This is a genomic window from Burkholderia sp. Leaf177 (genome assembly GCF_001424345.1).
GTDB lineage: Bacteria > Pseudomonadota > Gammaproteobacteria > Burkholderiales > Burkholderiaceae > Caballeronia.
Genome location: NZ_LMPF01000020.1, coordinates 184,148 through 200,122 on the forward strand (window position 1 = coordinate 184,148; position 15,975 = coordinate 200,122).

14 protein-coding genes and 1 riboswitch are annotated in these 15,975 nt (G+C 59.7%); of the genes, 12 read left to right on the top strand and 2 right to left on the bottom strand.

The genetic code is table 11. The features are described 5' to 3' along the window. The first annotated feature begins 94 nt into the window (after positions 1-94). The 3 genes from ASG35_RS14490 to ASG35_RS14500 all read left to right on the top strand — a co-directional run bounded on the left by ASG35_RS14490 (position 95) and on the right by ASG35_RS14500 (position 3,251). Positions 95-1,231, top strand: coding sequence for a flagellin (locus tag ASG35_RS14490; protein ID WP_056358313.1), 1,137 nt, complete (start codon positions 95-97; stop codon positions 1,229-1,231). Between the two features lie 181 nt (positions 1,232-1,412). Further along, positions 1,413-2,939: a flagellar filament capping protein FliD gene (gene fliD, locus ASG35_RS14495; protein WP_056358316.1), complete on the top strand. Its 1,527-nt coding sequence runs from the start codon at positions 1,413-1,415 to the stop codon at positions 2,937-2,939. Positions 2,940-2,951: 12 nt separating this feature from the next. Continuing rightward, positions 2,952-3,251: a flagellar protein FliT gene (locus tag ASG35_RS14500; RefSeq protein WP_056358319.1), complete on the top strand. Its 300-nt coding sequence runs from the start codon at positions 2,952-2,954 to the stop codon at positions 3,249-3,251. Between the two features lie 93 nt (positions 3,252-3,344). Here ASG35_RS14500 and ASG35_RS14505 read toward each other — a convergent pair whose 3' ends face one another. Beyond that, positions 3,345-4,355, bottom strand: coding sequence for a sodium:calcium antiporter (locus ASG35_RS14505; RefSeq protein WP_056358322.1), 1,011 nt, complete (start codon positions 4,353-4,355; stop codon positions 3,345-3,347). 97 nt (positions 4,356-4,452) lie between these two features. After that, positions 4,453-4,632, bottom strand: a riboswitch (yybP-ykoY riboswitch). 253 nt (positions 4,633-4,885) lie between these two features. Between ASG35_RS14505 and ASG35_RS14510 the strand changes: the two genes are divergently transcribed. After that, on the top strand, positions 4,886-6,472 hold the full coding sequence (locus ASG35_RS14510) for an ABC transporter substrate-binding protein (protein WP_056358325.1): 1,587 nt from the start codon (positions 4,886-4,888) through the stop codon (positions 6,470-6,472). Positions 6,473-6,520: 48 nt separating this feature from the next. Here the strand turns inward: ASG35_RS14510 and ASG35_RS14515 are convergent, their stop codons facing one another. Continuing rightward, entirely contained in the window at positions 6,521-7,600 is a 1,080-nt protein-coding gene (locus tag ASG35_RS14515; RefSeq protein WP_056358328.1) for an MBL fold metallo-hydrolase, read from the bottom strand. A gap of 111 nt (positions 7,601-7,711) precedes the next feature. Between ASG35_RS14515 and ASG35_RS14520 the strand changes: the two genes are divergently transcribed. The 8 genes from ASG35_RS14520 to ASG35_RS14555 all read left to right on the top strand — a co-directional run bounded on the left by ASG35_RS14520 (position 7,712) and on the right by ASG35_RS14555 (position 15,420). Further along, a complete protein-coding gene (locus ASG35_RS14520; protein ID WP_056358333.1) occupies positions 7,712-8,164 on the top strand; it encodes a MerR family transcriptional regulator in 453 nt (150 codons plus the stop codon). Positions 8,165-8,257: 93 nt separating this feature from the next. Further along, positions 8,258-10,060: a bifunctional isocitrate dehydrogenase kinase/phosphatase gene (aceK, locus tag ASG35_RS14525; RefSeq protein WP_056358335.1), complete on the top strand. Its 1,803-nt coding sequence runs from the start codon at positions 8,258-8,260 to the stop codon at positions 10,058-10,060. Between the two features lie 30 nt (positions 10,061-10,090). Continuing rightward, on the top strand, positions 10,091-10,876 hold the full coding sequence (can, locus tag ASG35_RS14530) for a carbonate dehydratase (protein ID WP_056358338.1): 786 nt from the start codon (positions 10,091-10,093) through the stop codon (positions 10,874-10,876). Beyond that, positions 10,869-12,062, top strand: a complete 1,194-nt coding sequence (locus ASG35_RS14535) for an acetyl-CoA C-acetyltransferase (protein ID WP_056358341.1) — start codon at positions 10,869-10,871, stop codon at positions 12,060-12,062. Before can ends, ASG35_RS14535 begins: the two co-directional genes overlap by 8 nt. Before the next feature lie 10 nt (positions 12,063-12,072). Beyond that, on the top strand, positions 12,073-12,750 hold the full coding sequence (locus ASG35_RS14540; protein WP_056358345.1) for an SDR family oxidoreductase: 678 nt from the start codon (positions 12,073-12,075) through the stop codon (positions 12,748-12,750). Positions 12,751-12,798: 48 nt separating this feature from the next. Next, positions 12,799-13,407: a glutathione S-transferase family protein gene (locus tag ASG35_RS14545; RefSeq protein ID WP_056358348.1), complete on the top strand. Its 609-nt coding sequence runs from the start codon at positions 12,799-12,801 to the stop codon at positions 13,405-13,407. Next, entirely contained in the window at positions 13,404-13,823 is a 420-nt protein-coding gene (locus ASG35_RS14550; protein WP_056358352.1) for a YchJ family protein, read from the top strand. Before ASG35_RS14545 ends, ASG35_RS14550 begins: the two co-directional genes overlap by 4 nt. A gap of 343 nt (positions 13,824-14,166) precedes the next feature. Then, positions 14,167-15,420 carry a dienelactone hydrolase family protein gene (locus tag ASG35_RS14555; RefSeq protein ID WP_056358356.1) on the top strand — a complete coding sequence of 418 codons (1,254 nt, stop codon included), beginning with the start codon at positions 14,167-14,169 and terminating at the stop codon, positions 15,418-15,420. Positions 15,421-15,975: the final 555 nt, after the last annotated feature.

Genomic DNA, 15,975 nt, shown 5'->3' on the forward strand with positions numbered 1-15,975 from the left:
CCGCCGAAAACCTAAACAAGCGGCCAAACAACTAGCCGCTTCAACCAGATACGGCGTTGTTACTGACACAACCGCCAGGCCCACGGAGAATGAAATGATCGGTATCAATAGCAATATCAACTCGCTGGTCGCCCAGCAAAACCTGAACGGCACGCAAAGCGCATTGTCGTCGGCAATCACCCGCCTCTCGTCGGGCAAGCGCATTAACAGCGCAGCTGACGATGCAGCAGGCCAGGCAATTGCCTCGCGCATGACGTCGCAGATCAACGGCTTGAACCAAGGTGTTTCGAACGCCAATGACGGCGTGTCGATGACCCAAACGGCATCGAGCGGTTTGAACCAGATCACGGACAACCTGCAACGTATTCGTCAACTCGCCGTGCAAGCGTCGACCGGTTCGCTGTCGGCAAGCGACCAGGCCGCTCTGCAGAAGGAAGTTGCACAACGTATTTCGGAAGTGAACCGTATTGCCTCGCAAACGACGTACAACGGCACGAACGTGCTGGATGGCTCGGCAGGCAACGTCAGCTTCCAGGTTGGCGCGAACGTCGGCCAGACCATTTCGGTCGATTTGAGCCAAGGCGTTTCGGCCGCGAAGCTCGGCGGTGGTTTTGCACAATCCGGCACGGCAATCGGCTCGGTTTCCGGCCTGAGCCTGAATGCTTCGGGCGCATCGACGACCGGCACGGCCGCCATCACGACCATCAACGTGCTGGCAGACGGCAAGGGCGGTTTCACGTACACCGACCAGAACAACCAAAGCATCTCCGCGACCGTCGCAACGAGCTCGGTGTTCTCGGCAACGGCTGCATCGGGCACGACGGCTGGTTCGCTGGCATTCCAGGCGACCTTCGCTTCGTCCGCTTCGACCGCGCAAACGACCTCGTTGACGTCGCTGAATTCGAATAACACGCCGCCGCTTGTGTCGGCTATCGACATCAGCACGGCAAACGGCGCGAATGGCGCGATTGAATCGATCGACAACGCGCTTCAAGCGGTCAACTCGATCCAAGCTAACCTCGGCGCTGCGCAAAACCGCTTCACGTCGATCGCTTCGACGCAAACGCAACAGTCGACCAACCTGTCGTCTGCTCAGTCGCAAATCACCGACGCAAACTTCGCGCAGGAAACGGCGAACTTGAGCAAGGCGCAAGTGCTGCAACAAGCGGGTATCTCGGTGCTGGCACAGGCCAACTCGCTGCCGCAGCAAGTTCTGAAGCTCCTCGGCTAAGCATCGACGCCGAACGAGTAGCCGGCGCGCGGCGTTTGAAGCGCGCGCCGGTTGAAGCACCGGCAGCACAGCGGTAATTGCAGTATTGAAGAAGCAAAAAACCGCTGGGAGGCTCGCCTCCCAGTTCGCGTTTCCGTATTTTTATCCATCGGTTACGACCTACGCACGAGCGGAGTAATGCATGAGCACGATAGCCACATCAACCGGTTCGACCGTTGACCCGAACAGCGCCATCCAGCAGGCTGCACAGTCGATCATCAGCGGCTCAACCGGCTCGACGATGGACGTGAACTCCCTCGTCACGGCGATCGTCAACGCGAAGGTCGCGCCTCAAACCGACGCAATCAACAACAAGACAACATCGGACAACACGCAGCTGACCGCGATCGGTCAGCTGAAGTCGGTCATGTCTCTCCTGCAAAGCTCCCTCACGTCTCTGTCCGACGGCACGGCCATGTCGGCCTTCACGGCCACGGGCGACGGCAAGGGCATTACCGCGAAGGGCACAACGGGCGCAGTCGCGGGATCGTATTCCGTGAAGGTATCGAATATTGCGACATCGCAGTCGATCACTTCCAGCGCATTCACCACTGGCCAGACGCTTGGCACCGGCACGATGACAATATCGGTCGGCGGCAAGAGCATGGCGGTGAACGTCGACTCGACCAACAACACGCTCGCGGGAATCGCCGCCGCCATCAACTCCGGCACAGGCAATCCGGGCGTGACCGCCGCGATTGTCAATGGCACGGACGGCGCGCATCTGGTATTGCGTTCGGCGGCAACGGGGGTGTCGAATGGCATCAACGTATCAATTTCCGGCTCCGGTTCGTCGGACGCGCTGAACAACCTCGCCGTCACTTCGGGAACGGTCCCGGCGCCCGCGAGCAGCACGGAAACGGCAGGCAACTACACTGGCTCTACAACCAGCGTGACGTCGGGCGCGTGGACTCAGAGCGTGGCCGGACAGGACGCCAATTTCTCGATTGCGGGCACGCCCGGCACGAGCGCGAGCAACACCATCACCACTGCGCTCAGCGGTGTGTCCATGACTCTGGACTCCACGTCTGTTGGCACCACGCAAACGCTGACGGTCGCGCCGGACACAACTGGCCAGACCACGGCAATCACGGCGTTCGTCACTGCCTACAACAACCTTGTCACGACAGCCACCACACTGTCGTCATTCGATGCAACTCAGGCAAAGGGTTCGCAGGGTGGCGTGCTGCTCGGCGACTCCATGCTCAACACCATTCGCAACACGCTCGCCAGCGCGATCAGCGGCGGCGTGGGCACGGGTTCGTCGGCGGTCAACCTTGGTTCTATCGGCATTACGCTGCAGCCCGACGGCACGCTGCAGACCGACTCCGACGCACTGACCGCTGCGCTTACCAGCAATCCGGGTATGGTCTCGAACTTGTTCAACCAGACCAACGGCGTAGGCGCCACGATGAACAACAACCTGACGGCGTTCCTGTCGGTTGGAGGTATCGTGGATTCGCGCACGACAGCGCTCAACAGCGATCTGTCCAGTCTCAAGGACCAGCAAACCCAACTCACCGCCTACACCGCGCAATTGACGACGTCATACAACGACCAGTTCACGGCGTTGAATACGCTGATGTCGCAATCGACGAGCAACGCCAACTACCTGACGGCGCTCTTCGGCGGCACGAACAGCGCGGGCGCGCTCGCGACCAACAAGTAACGGAGCTAGGCGATGAACCAGCTTGAATTGATTGCAAAGGCGTGGGCGCTGACGGAGGCCATAGAAAGCGCGGCCGCTGAGAACGACTGGCCGCGCGCAGCGGAGCTCACGAACGCGCGCTCGCCGCTTTTGATGTCGCTGCAAGCCGACCAGTCCGATGAATCCATGGTCACCATCCGCCGGATTCAGGCGAGCATTGCGACGATCATGAACGTGGCGACATCGGCGGAAACCGCGTTGATGCGAAATCACCGGCAAGCGCTGACTCAGGCGAACGCCGCCGGCCGATATCAACAAGCGGCGCAGTTCTGACACTTCAGAACAACAACAGATGCGCGGTAAGCAAGACGCGCAATGTGTTTGATGCCCGCTTCGGCGGGCTTTTTTTATGCGCGAACGAAGCCGTTATCGCCCAAGCGTCAACCCGAGATAAAGCGCATACAAGCCGCCATTCACAAGCAGCGCCCACAACACGATGCCACTTTTCTTCGCGTTGAAGCGCAGCCACGCGGCGGCCGCGAGCGTGATAAATACGCCGGTCAGCACTTCGACTCGCGGCTCCCAGGGCGTCAGCATGATGCCAATCCCCGGCAACAACGTGCCTTGGAACACCATCGCGCCGGTGATGTTGCCGAACGCGAGCGTGTCCTTGCCGCGCCGCGCCCAGATGATGCTGTTCACCTTTTCGGGCAATTCGGTTGCGATCGGAATGATGATCAGCGAGAGCAGCAGCGCCGAAATCCCCAGCACCTGCGACACACCTTCAACGCCCGCGATAAACCCCTTCGCCCCGCCAACCAGCAGCACGGTGCCGATCACCATCTGCAAGATGATGGTTGCAAGCGTCGTGGGCAAACCCAGACGGGCGATCAGCAGACGCTCGGGCGCCTCGGTGCCGTGACCCTTCTCGACCAGACTGGCCGATGCACGAAACGTCGTGATCACGTACACCACGTACACACCGACCAGACCGGCTGCGAACAGTGCGCGGACCGGCCACGCGTGATGCGGGACGAACATGGCGCCAGCGGCAATCACGAACGCGCAGAGGAAGAAATTGAGATCGCGGGTAAAGCCGGTGTGTTCGGGCGTGACGAGACCTTTGAGGCCGCGCGTCTTGAGAACGGCGATAGCCATGAGGCAGGTGGAAAGCGTCGCGAGCATCAGCGGTGCGCCGAGAATGGCGCCCACGCCGATTTCCTCGTTCACCGAACGATTTGCCGTGGCGCCGAGCAACGCGATGATCGGCACCGTGGTTTCGGGCAAGGCCGTGCCGATGGCCGCAAACAGCGAACCCGTGACGCCTTCCGAGATACCGAGTTTTTCGCCGAGATGTTCGAGTGCATTCGTGAACAATTCCGATGCCGCGAGAATCACCACGAGCATGATTGCGAGTTGCAGGAAAAGCATGGTCATGCCGCACCTCGCAATGAGGCGCACTGGCGAACGCAACGCAAGGAGAGGCTTGTGACCGAGGTGGGGTATTTTTGTTTTGGAGACACGATGATTGCGCGGTCGGACGTCTGCGAACCAGGGTGCTGTCCCGCGCCGTCCGACCGTGAACGACGAGATGCACCCATGGTCTCGCCAAACCGGACCGGTCGAACGCGCCACGGCACCCGCCGAGTATGTTGACGCGTCCTCCTCCCATTGCGGAAGGAAGGCTACTCCCCAAAGACGGGCACGAGTTTAGCGTGAGGCCGCGGTTTAGGCAAGGCGGCCAGCCCTCGCAGGAACGGTCCCATATCGATATCCCCAATCGGTCGTTGTAGCAGAAATAACGATTCAGTAAGCTACGCCGACGCGGGTTTGTTGCGCAGAACCGGGTGCCGGAGCGCGCCGTACAATAAGTTGCAATGCAGCCGTAATTCAGGCAAAGCGCACCTCGCATCGAACAATGACTAATTAACCGACTAACCGGCGACGGTGTCACAACGGGAGATCCCATGCGCTTCAGAATGCTCGCAGCCGCAGTGCTGGCCTTGTCGCCGGTGCTCGCGATAGCAAAACCGCTCACGGTATGCACGGAATCGAGCCCGGACGGCTTCGACGTCGTGCAGTTCAACTCGCTCGTGACGACCAACGCGTCGGCGGATGTGATCTTCAACACGCTCGTTTCCTACGATGAAGTCGCGAAGAAAGTCACGCCCGCGCTCGCCGAAAAGTGGGACGTCAGCGCCGATGGCCTGACTTACACGTTCCATCTGCGCCCGAACGTCGCGTTCCAGAGCACGGATTACTTCAAGCCATCGAGGAAATTGACGGCCGACGACGTCGTGTTCTCGTTCGAGCGCATGCTTTTCGACAGCAATCCATGGCACAAGATCGCTGGCGCCAGTGGCTTTCCGCATGCGCAATCAATGGGCTTGGTGAAGCTCATCAAGTCAGTTTCCAAGGTCGATGACAACACCGTGACGTTCGTGCTGAACACACCAAACGCGACCTTCGTGCCTATCCTGACGATGGGTTTTGCATCGATCTATTCGGCGGAATACGCCGATCAATTGCTCAAGGCCGGCAAGGAAACGGACCTGAACGCGAAGCCCATCGGCACGGGTCCGTTCGTGTTGAAGAGCTACACCAAGGACGCCGTGATTCGCTACGACGTGAATCCGACTTTCTGGGGCACGAAACCGAAGGTCGATCGGCTGATCTACGCCATCACGCCCGACGCCTCCGTGCGCGCGCAAAAAATCAAGGCGGGCGAATGCCAGATCGCGTTGTCGCCGAAGCCGCAGGATGTGATCGATGCTAAGAAAGGCGGGCCCATCAAAGTGGTCGAGACGCCGGCCTTCATGACGGCGTTCGTGGCGTTGAACACGCAGAAAAAGCCGCTCGATAACCCCAAGGTGCGCCAGGCGCTGAACGAAGCGTTCGATCGCACGACGTACCTGAAAACGGTCTTCGAGAACACGGCGACCGCCGCCGTGAATCCGTTCCCGCCCAACACGTGGAGCTATGACAAGCAGGTCGCGCCGTACGCGTATTCGGTCGATCGCGCGAAAAAACTGCTCGCCGATGCAGGCTATCCCAAGGGCTTCGATACCACCATCTGGGTGCGTCCGAACGGCAGCGTGCTGAATCCGAACCCGAAGGCCGGCGCGGAGTTGCTGCAGGCGGATCTGGCGAAGATCGGCGTGAAGGCGCAGGTCAAGGTGATCGAATGGGGCGAGCTGATCAAGGAAGCGAAGCAAGGCCAGCACGACATGTTGTTCATGGGCTGGGCCGGCGACAATGGCGATCCGGACAACTATCTCTCGCCGCTCTTCAGTTGCGCCGCGGTTCGTTCGGGCATCAACTTCGCGCGTTTTTGCGACCCGACGCTGGATCGTTTGATCGATGAAGGCAAGGCATCGGCGGATATTGGCAAACGCACCAAGGCTTACACCGAAGCGCAGCAGATCATCCACGATCAGGCGCTGTGGATTCCGCTCGGTTATCCAACCGCGTCCGCGCTTACGCAAAGTAATGTGAGCGGATATCGCGTGAGTCCGTTCGGACGGCAGAACTTCTCGAACGTGTCCGTGCAGTGATCGCAGTCTTGCTGAAAAACCGGGCGCCCTGAAAAGCGCCCGGTTTTTTTATGCCGGCGCGAAGCGAATCACGCCGTCTTCTTCGTGTGTACGACGCACCAGATCGCCCTCCAGCCAGAGCAGATGCAAATGCGCCAGCGCTTCGCCGAGCGCGAAGGTCATTTGATGCACATCGAGAGGACGTTTGAACATGATCGGCACAATGTCCGCCGCGCTTTGCGGCCTGATCGCGCATGCTTCGCGCACCTCCGCCAAACGCGCGGCGTGATGATCGCGAAGTTGCCCGATGCGTGTGTGCATGCCACGAAACGGCTTGCCATGCGAAGGCAGGACCAGGGCATCGGCGGGTAAGGTTTCGTATCGGCCCAGGGATTCCAGGAACAACGCAACCGGATTGCTTTCCGGTTCTATCGCAAACACCGACACGTTGGTGGATATCCGCGGCAGCACCATATCGCCGGAAATCAGCACGTTGGTTTCGGCGCAATAAAACGCGCAATGTTCGGGCGAATGGCCAAAACCCGTGATCACTTCCCAGTTGCGGCCACCGATTTTTACGGTGTCGCCATCGCGCAGACGACGAAAATGCGGGGGTATCGATGGAACCAGTTTCGGGTAATACGTATCGCGTTTGCGCAGTGCTTCGAGCGATGCCGGGTCTCTCATGCCGTGCCGCGCGAAGTGTTGCGCGGCGCGCTCGCCGCCGGCGTCCGAGCCGTCGCCGCTCGACATCACGCGGCCCATCGCGTATTCGCCGTGCGACATCCAGAGCCTGACCGGACCCCAGCGTTTTTGCTCGCCGCCGTTGCAGATCCAGTCGGCGAGACCAAGGTGATCCGGGTGGCAATGCGTGACGATCACGCGCAACACCGGCAGACCGTCGAGCAAGGAACCGAAGACACTTTCCCAATTGGCGCGGATGGTTTCGTCGGAAATACCGCAATCGATGATGGTCCAGCCCTGGATGCCGTCGATTTCATCGCGCATGACCCAGACGTTGATGTGATCGAGCGCGAACGGCAGCGGCATGCGCACCCAGAAAACGCCGGGCGAGACTTCCATCGCGTGGCCGGGTTCGGGAAGCCGGTCGGCGAAAACGTAATCCAGTTGTTGTTCGAGCGGATTCATGCAGGTGGGTCTCCGGGTTGTCGATTCTTGCAATGCCGCCAAGTTGACGCTAACGTTAACCTGCATTTTACAGCGGTTGTAAAAAGCCGTTCAGCGCTCCCTTACGTACCTATGACAGACACGCGTTACACCATCACGGAACTGGCTCGCGAATTCGACATCACGCCGCGCGCGATCCGCTTCTACGAAAATCAGGGTCTGCTTGCGCCGGCGCGTGAAGGCACGAACGGCGTGCGGCGCGTCTATTCGGCGCGCGACCGTACACGCTTGCGGCTGACATTGCGGGGAAAACGGCTGGGATTCACGTTGTCGGAGATCGCCCGGCTGCTCGATCTCTACGACTCGCCCACGGGAACGGTCGCGCAATTGCACGCGTTCCTCGACACCATCGTGGAACATCGCGCGGTGCTGGAACGGCAACTGGAAGATCTCAACGCGACGCTCGCCGAGCTTGCCGTGTATGAAAAGCAAGGGCGTGCGCTGCTTTCGGCCAACGTTGAAAAGCGCACGCGGAAGCTGGCTTCAGCGGCTTTGGCGGTGCAGAAAACCGCGAAGGCGCTTTGATGCGGCTTATACGGCGGCCGGAAATGGCCATGGCGATACAATATTGCCCGGTTTGAAAACGCAACACGACACCACACGAAGTGCAGGGTCGATATGAATCACTTTCCCAGATTGCTGTCGTCGCAGATTGGCTTCGATGTCGCGCAAACGCTGCTCGAAGGGTTCGATCGTCACTATCGCGTTTTCCGCGATGCCGCGATCGCGGCGAAGCATGTGTTCGAGGAAGGCGACTGGCACGCGCTGCAACGGCTGGCGCGGGAACGCATTACGTCGTACGACGATCGCGTGGAAGAATGCGTGATGCGTCTGCAGGACGAATACGACGCCGAAAATATCGGCAATGAAGTGTGGCAGCAGATCAAACTGCATTACATCGGATTGTTGACGACGCACCGGCAGCCCGAATGCGCGGAGACGTTCTTCAATTCCGTGTGCTGCAAGATCCTGCACCGGTCGTACTTCAACAACGACTTTATTTTCGTGCGGCCGGCCATATCGACGGAATATATCGAGAACGACGAACTCGCGGCCAAGCCGACGTATCGCGCGTATTACCCGGGCAAGGACGGACTGGCCGCGACGCTCGAGCGCATTGTCACGAACTTCCAGCTCGAACCTGCATTCGAAGACCTCGAACGCGATGTTCAATGCGTGATGCAAGCCATTCGCGACGCCTTCGGCGCGTTCAACGCCGCGCCGAATTTCCAGATTCACGTGTTGTCGTCGCTATTTTTTCGCAACAAGGCGGCGTACATAGTCGGGCGCATCATCAACGGCGATCTGATCGCGCCGTTCGCCATGCCCGTGCGTCACGCGCAGCCGGGTCTGCTCGCGCTCGATACCGTCCTGCTGCAACGCGAACAGCTGCTGATCATCTTCAGCTTCTCGCACTCGTATTTTCTCGTGGACATGGAAGTGCCTTCGGCCTACGTGCAGTTTCTGCGCACCGTCATGCCGGGCAAGCCGAAAGCGGAGATCTATACATCGGTGGGATTGCAGAAGCAGGGCAAGAATCTGTTTTATCGTGACTTGCTGCATCACCTCTCACATTCCAGCGATAAATTCGCCATTGCGCCGGGCATCAAAGGCATGGTCATGCTCGTGTTTACGCTGCCCTCGTTCCCGTATGTGTTCAAGCTGATCAAGGACAATTTTCCGCCGCCGAAGGAAACCACGCGGGAAAAAGTCGAGGATAAATACAGGCTGGTGAAGCGGCATGATCGCCTCGGACGCATGGCCGATACGCTCGAATATTCGAGCGTGGCGCTGCCGCTGTCGCGTCTCGACGATGCCTTGCTCAAGGAGCTCAAGAAGGAAGTCCCGTCGATGATCGAATACGAGGGCGACAAGCTCGTGATCCGTCATTTGTATATCGAGCGCCGCATGACGCCGCTCAATCTGTATCTGCAGAACGGCTCGCCGCATGAGATCGAGCACGGCATCAGGGAATACGGCGACGCCATCAAGCAACTGATGCAGGCGAACATTTTCCCTGGCGACATGTTGTACAAAAATTTCGGCGTAACGCGTCACGGCCGCGTGGTGTTCTACGATTACGATGAAATCGAATATCTGACCGATTGCAACGTGCGACGCGTGCCAGAAGCGCGCACGGAAGAAGAAGAGATGTCGGGCGAGCCGTGGTACAGCGTCGGACCGCACGACATCTTTCCGGAAACGTACGGCACGTTCCTGCTCGGCGACCCACGCGTGCGCGACGTCTTCATGAAACACCACGCCGATTTCTTCGATCCAGCCCTGTGGCAAAAGCACAAGGAACAGATTCTCAACGGCGAGCTTGCCGATTTTTTTCCCTACGAACGCAGCGTCCGTTTCAGCGTTCGATACCCCGAGCGTTTCCTCGACGGCGCACCGGCTGCACGCGCCGCCGCATGAAACCCGCGTGACTCACTAGCAATCAATGCCATGTCCAACATCGACAATCCCGCAAGTCCCGATACCAATCCGCTCTCGCATCTGTTCAACAACAACCAGCAATGGGTCGAGCGCAAGCTGTCCGAAGACGCCGAATATTTCTCTCGTCTCGCGCATCAGCAAGCGCCGGAATATCTGTGGATCGGCTGCTCCGATTCGCGCGTGCCGGCGAACCAGATCATCGGCTTGCCGCCGGGTGAAGTGTTCGTGCACAGGAACATCGCGAACGTGGTGGTGCACTCGGATCTCAATTGTTTATCGGTGATCCAGTTTGCTGTCGATCTGCTGAAGGTCAAGCACATCATGGTCGTCGGGCATTACGGATGTTCCGGCGTGGGCGCGGCGCTGGTCGGAACGCGCGTCGGTCTCGCCGATAACTGGCTGCGTCACGTGGAAGACGTGCGCGACAAACACGCCGCGCTGCTCGAGGAATGGCCGATGGGCGTTGCGCGCAATCGCCGGCTGGTGGAACTGAATACCATTGAACAGACGGTGAATGTCTGCCACACGACCATCCTGCGCGACGCCTGGGCACGTGGTCAGGAAATCACCGTGCACGGCTGGACCTACGGCGTTCACGACGGCCGCGTACGCAACATGGGCATGATGATCAACGGGCCGGAAGAGGTCGAGCCGACGTATCAGAAATGTATCGCGGCGCTCGCGCGCGGCGGCGCGCATTCGGCAGAGAACGATGTGCTCGCAGGAGACGCAGCCCGTCTCGGCGATGTCCCCGCTATTGTGAAAGGTGTGATCAAGGAGCTAAAGCATGAATGATTTCGTCGCTGATCCTGTAGTAATCGTCTCGGCTGCACGCACGCCAATGGCCGCTTTCCAAGGCGATTTCGCGAGCGTCACGGCGCCGCAACTCGGCTCGGTCGCGATCCGTGCGGCGGTCGAACGCGCCGGGCTCAAACCTGAACAGATTGAAGAAGCCGTGATGGGTTGCGTGCTGCCCGCGGGCCTCGGACAAGCGCCCGCGCGCCAGGCTGCGCTCGGCGCGGGGTTGCCGTTATCGACCGGAAGCACGACGGTCAACAAGATGTGCGGCTCGGGCATGCGCGCGGCCATGTTCGCGCACGACATGCTGCTCGCCGGTTCCGCCGATGTAATCGTCGCGGGCGGCATGGAAAGCATGACCAACGCGCCCTACCTGTTGCCGAAAGCGCGCGGCGGCATGCGCATGGGTCACGGCCAGGTGCTCGATCACATGTTCCTGGATGGCCTTGAAGACGCCTACGAAAAAGGCCGCCTGATGGGCACGTTCGCCGAGCAATGCGCGGGTTCGTACAAGTTCTCGCGCGAAGCGCAGGACGCGTTTGCTATCGAATCATTGAAGCGCGCCAAGCGTGCAAACGAAGATGGGTCGTTCGGCTGGGAGATCGCGCCGGTAACGGTGTCGGGCCGCAAGGGCGATACGGTCATCGATCACGATGAACAGCCCGCGAAGGCGAACATCGAGAAGATCTCGACGCTCAAACCCGCCTTCGCAAAGGACGGCACGGTGACTGCGGCGAATGCATCGTCCATTTCCGATGGCGCCGCCGCGCTCGTGATGATGCGCGAATCCACGGCCAGACGGCTCGGCGTCACGCCGCTCGCGCGCGTGGTCGGCCACAGCACGTTCGCGCAGGAACCGGCGTTGTTCACCACGGCGCCCGTGGGCGCAATCCGCAAGCTGTTCGAGAAAAACGGCTGGCGCGCGAACGACGTCGACTTGTACGAGATCAACGAGGCGTTTGCCGTCGTCGCGATGGCGGCCATGCGCGAACACGATCTCCCGCACGACAAAGTCAACGTCAATGGCGGCGCGTGCGCGCTGGGACATCCTATTGGCGCGTCGGGCGCGCGGATCCTCGTCACGCTGATCGGCGCGTTGCGTCAGCGCGGCCTGAAACGCGGCGTGGCGAGCTTGTGCATTGGTGGCGGAGAAGCGACCGCGATGGGTATCGAACTGATCTGAAGGTGACGGCATGAAAACGGTATTGATCGTGGGTGCATCGCGCGGACTCGGACATGAATTCGCGCGCCAATATTGCCGCGACGGATGGCGCGTGCTGGCCACGGCGCGCGACGCGGCATCGATCAGCGGACTGGAAGCAATGGGCGCCAAGACCTTTTCGCTCGATACAACCCAGCCCGACCAGATTGCTGCGCTCGGCTGGCAGCTCGATGGCGAAAAGCTGGACGCGGCGATCGTCGTGTCGGGCGTGTACGGACCGCGCACGGAGCACGTCGAAACCATCCTCGCGGAAGATTTCGATGAAGTCATGCACACGAATGTTCGTGGTCCCATGCAACTGCTGCCCATTCTTTTACCGCTGACCGACGCCGCGCACGGCGTGCTCGCCGTCGTGTCGAGCAAGATGGGCAGCATCGCGGAAATGAACGCGACGGCGGGCTGGTTGTATCGGGCGAGCAAGGCCGCGTTGAACGCCGCGCTCAAGGCCGCTTCGCTGCAATCGCGCGGCGCGACCTGCGTTTCCTTGCATCCGGGCTGGGTTCGAACCGACATGGGTGGATCGTCGGCTGCCATCGATCCCGCGCACAGCGTGACCGGCATGCGCGCGGTGATCGCGGCGGCCGCGGCGGAACACGCGAAATTCAATGGCAGTTTTATCCAGTACGACGGCACGCCGATCAAGTGGTGATCTTGCGTTCTGGCGTAAGCATTTCAACTACAAGACCGAGGATATGAAGTGACGTATCGAGTGCATGGCGTGGCGTCATCGGGGAATTGCTACAAGGTCCGGCTCGCGCTGGAACAACTGAACTTGCCGTTTGTCTGGCACGAAGTGGACATGATGAACGGCGCCACGCGCACGGATTCGTTCCGCCAGATGAACCCGAACGGCAAGGTGCCCGTGCTGCAGATCGACGAAAACACTTGCCTGTTCGAATCCGATGCCATTCTGTATTACCTCGCCGAAGGCACGCATTTGTTGCCCACGGACCGGCTTTCGCGGGCGCGCGTGCTGCAATGGATGTTCTTCGAGCAATACAGCCACGAACCGAACGTCGCGGTCGCGCGCTTCATCCTGCAGTTCGCGAAAAAGCCGGACGATCCGCGCTTGCCCGAGAAGACCGCGGGTTCGTATCGGGCGCTGGACGTGATGGAAACGCATCTTGCCACGCGCACGTATTTCGTCGATGAGCAATACAGCATCGCCGACATTGCGCTCTACGCGTACACCCATGTCGCCGATGAAGCCAATCTCGATCTCGGCCAATATCCCGCGATCCGCGCGTGGCTCGCGCGCGTGAAGGCGCAGCCGGGTCACATTGAAATGCCGGGTGTCGATGCATGACAGCGCCGGTCGAATGTCCCTGTGGCGGCGCATCGCCGGAAGCCGGCATTAAGCGTTTGCCTAAGTACGCGCAATGTTGCGGACGCTTCATAGAAGGCGGCGTAGCACCGGCGACCGCGATGGAACTGATGCGCTCGCGCTACACCGCGTATGTGATCGGCGACACCGCGTATTTGCGCGCGACCTGGAGCGAAGCCACTTGCCCACGCGAGCTCGATGCTTCAGCCGAGCCCGCAACGCGCTGGCTTGGCTTGCAGATCAAACGCCATACGGCTATTGATGCAACCCACGCCGAAGTTGAATTCGTCGCCCGCTACAAGGTCGCCGGGCGCGGATATCGGCTGCATGAGACCAGCCGTTTTGAACGCGATAACGCCGGCCGCTGGCGCTATATAGATGGTGATGTCCGCGAATAAAAATGCACGGCAAATATTTCCTTAACGACTGCTTTCGTTGAAAAAATTGTGCAGTGCACGGGTACTTTCTAATTGCGCCAAATGATTTTGTACGGGTACTCTGTCTTTTAGCCAGCCGTTGGCGAATCGGTAGCAAGCTATTGTTTCATAAGCTAAATACCATTCAACGGACTGGTCTTGCATATTGAAGCCCATTGTCGTGTCTATTCGGGACATGACTTCACGGACCGCCAGGCGATACTGCTCCAACAGTACAAACGCGCGGAACCAATGGATCGTGACAATAAGCCGGCCCGCGCTTAGCTAATCAGCAGCGGGGTCGAAAGCAGGCGGAGTTTCGGGGATGGCGTTCAGGCAAGTAATGTCGGGTTGTTTCGCTGTATGCGCGGTGGCGGCTACGCTCGTGGCCATGTCCACTCGGGCGTGCGCAGAGCCATTGCCCGGCGCGCAGCAATATGCATCGCTCGATGCACCCGCGTTCGGCACGGTGAAGCCCGCGTTCGATCCAGCGCTGCCTTCAGTCGATGCCAGCCTCAACGAATCGGTCATCGAAATTCCATCGGGCGATGTCACGCTCGAAACCACCCTCTTCAAACCCAACGGCACGGGTCCGTTCCCGATGGTCGTTTTCAATCACGGCAAGCTCCCGGGCAATGCACATGACCAGCCGCGCGCGCGTCCTTTGGCGTTGGCACGCGAATTCGTGCGTCACGGGTATGTGGTCGTCGTGCCGAATCGTCGCGGCTTTGCGGAATCCGGCGGCGAATACACCGGCAATGGATGCAATGTCGAAGCCAATGGTTTTACGCAAGCGCGCGATGTTGCATCGACCGTGGCTTACATGGACAAGCAGCCGTTTGTGGACAGCAAGCATGTGGTTATTGCCGGAGCGTCGCACGGTGGTCTGGTGACGATGGCTTATGGCGCACGCGATGCACGGTCGGAATCGGGAGTTCGTGGCCTGATCAATTTTTCGGGTGGTCTTCGTCAGGATGAATGCCCGAACTGGCAGAAGAATTTGACGAGCGCGTTCGGTGAATATGGCGAGCACGTGAAGTTGCCGTCGCTGTGGATGTACGGCAGCAATGATTCGGTGTGGCAGGGTTCGCTTCCCGATGACATGTTTGCTTCGTACACGGCGCATGGCGCGCGCGCCGACATGGTGGATTTCGGCGCGTATAAGAACGATGCGCATCGGCTGGTTGGGGATCGCGATGGCGTTTCGATCTGGTGGCCGCGCGTGAAGGCGTTTTTGGCCGATGTCGGCATGCCGACGGATTTGCAGTATCAGGTGTCGTATCCGCAGGCGCCGTTGCCGACGGGTTTTGCGAATGTGGATGCCGTGGCGGCGGTTCCTTTCCTCGATGAGCATGGCCGCGAGGGGTACGAGAATTTCCTGCATCAGTATTCGAGCCGCGCGTTTGCGGTATCGGATTCGGGTGCGTGGTCGTGGGCGGAGGGTGGCGACGATCCGATGGCGGTGGCGCTCGATGGATGTCAGAAGCAGAGCACGGAGCCGTGCAGGCTTTATGCGGTTAATAATGCTGTGGTGTGGGATCAGCGCAGTGCGGCGCAGACGCAGACTGCATCGCGGTAGGGGTTTGCCTTTGGGTTTGGGGTGATGCCGGGTTGTTGCTGTTTAGGCCTTCGCGGGTTCTGTGTTAGCTGACTTCTTTATCACTGTTTAGCCACTGTCCGTGGCGGGACTTCATTTCACGAGGTTTGACGTTGGCGCTCGGATGACTGTCTTGTAGCGGTCGGGGTTTTATGCCGGATTGCTGCTGCTTAAGCCTTCGCGAGTTCTGCGTTAGCTGATCTCTTTATCACTATTAGCCACTGTCCGTGGCGGGACTTCATTTCTTTGTCCAACGGCGACAAAGAAACGAAGCAAAGAAAACGCCTTCCAACCGCWAGAAGCACCGTCAGCGTATAACCGCGTCCGGCCGAAACCCTCCTCCTCCGGCAACAGATACCCACACGCTTTGCCACCAGTGTCGGAATCCGTTAACACGGAAACCCGTCACAACATAACAACGGGTTGAGCCCATAACCGGTCCACCGCATTTTGAACGCAGCCTCGCCGCCAGTACCGCTACGTGTTCCGTTTGGGCGCTAGCGCGCGCAGCGGGGAGGCCTGGTTAGTGGATTCCCA

Excerpts from the sequence above, each read along its gene's own strand:
- ASG35_RS14490 (WP_056358313.1), top strand. The coding sequence starts at position 95 with ATGATCGGTATCAATAGCAATATCAACTCGCTGGTCGCCCAGCAAAAC.
- fliD (WP_056358316.1), top strand. The coding sequence starts at position 1,413 with ATGAGCACGATAGCCACATCAACCGGTTCGACCGTTGACCCGAACAGC.
- ASG35_RS14500 (WP_056358319.1), top strand. The coding sequence starts at position 2,952 with ATGAACCAGCTTGAATTGATTGCAAAGGCGTGGGCGCTGACGGAGGCC.
- ASG35_RS14505 (WP_056358322.1), bottom strand. The coding sequence starts at position 4,355 with ATGACCATGCTTTTCCTGCAACTCGCAATCATGCTCGTGGTGATTCTC.
- ASG35_RS14510 (WP_056358325.1), top strand. The coding sequence starts at position 4,886 with ATGCGCTTCAGAATGCTCGCAGCCGCAGTGCTGGCCTTGTCGCCGGTG.
- ASG35_RS14515 (WP_056358328.1), bottom strand. The coding sequence starts at position 7,600 with ATGAATCCGCTCGAACAACAACTGGATTACGTTTTCGCCGACCGGCTT.
- ASG35_RS14520 (WP_056358333.1), top strand. The coding sequence starts at position 7,712 with ATGACAGACACGCGTTACACCATCACGGAACTGGCTCGCGAATTCGAC.
- aceK (WP_056358335.1), top strand. The coding sequence starts at position 8,258 with ATGAATCACTTTCCCAGATTGCTGTCGTCGCAGATTGGCTTCGATGTC.
- can (WP_056358338.1), top strand. The coding sequence starts at position 10,091 with ATGTCCAACATCGACAATCCCGCAAGTCCCGATACCAATCCGCTCTCG.
- ASG35_RS14535 (WP_056358341.1), top strand. The coding sequence starts at position 10,869 with ATGAATGATTTCGTCGCTGATCCTGTAGTAATCGTCTCGGCTGCACGC.
- ASG35_RS14540 (WP_056358345.1), top strand. The coding sequence starts at position 12,073 with ATGAAAACGGTATTGATCGTGGGTGCATCGCGCGGACTCGGACATGAA.
- ASG35_RS14550 (WP_056358352.1), top strand. The coding sequence starts at position 13,404 with ATGACAGCGCCGGTCGAATGTCCCTGTGGCGGCGCATCGCCGGAAGCC.
- ASG35_RS14555 (WP_056358356.1), top strand. The coding sequence starts at position 14,167 with ATGGCGTTCAGGCAAGTAATGTCGGGTTGTTTCGCTGTATGCGCGGTG.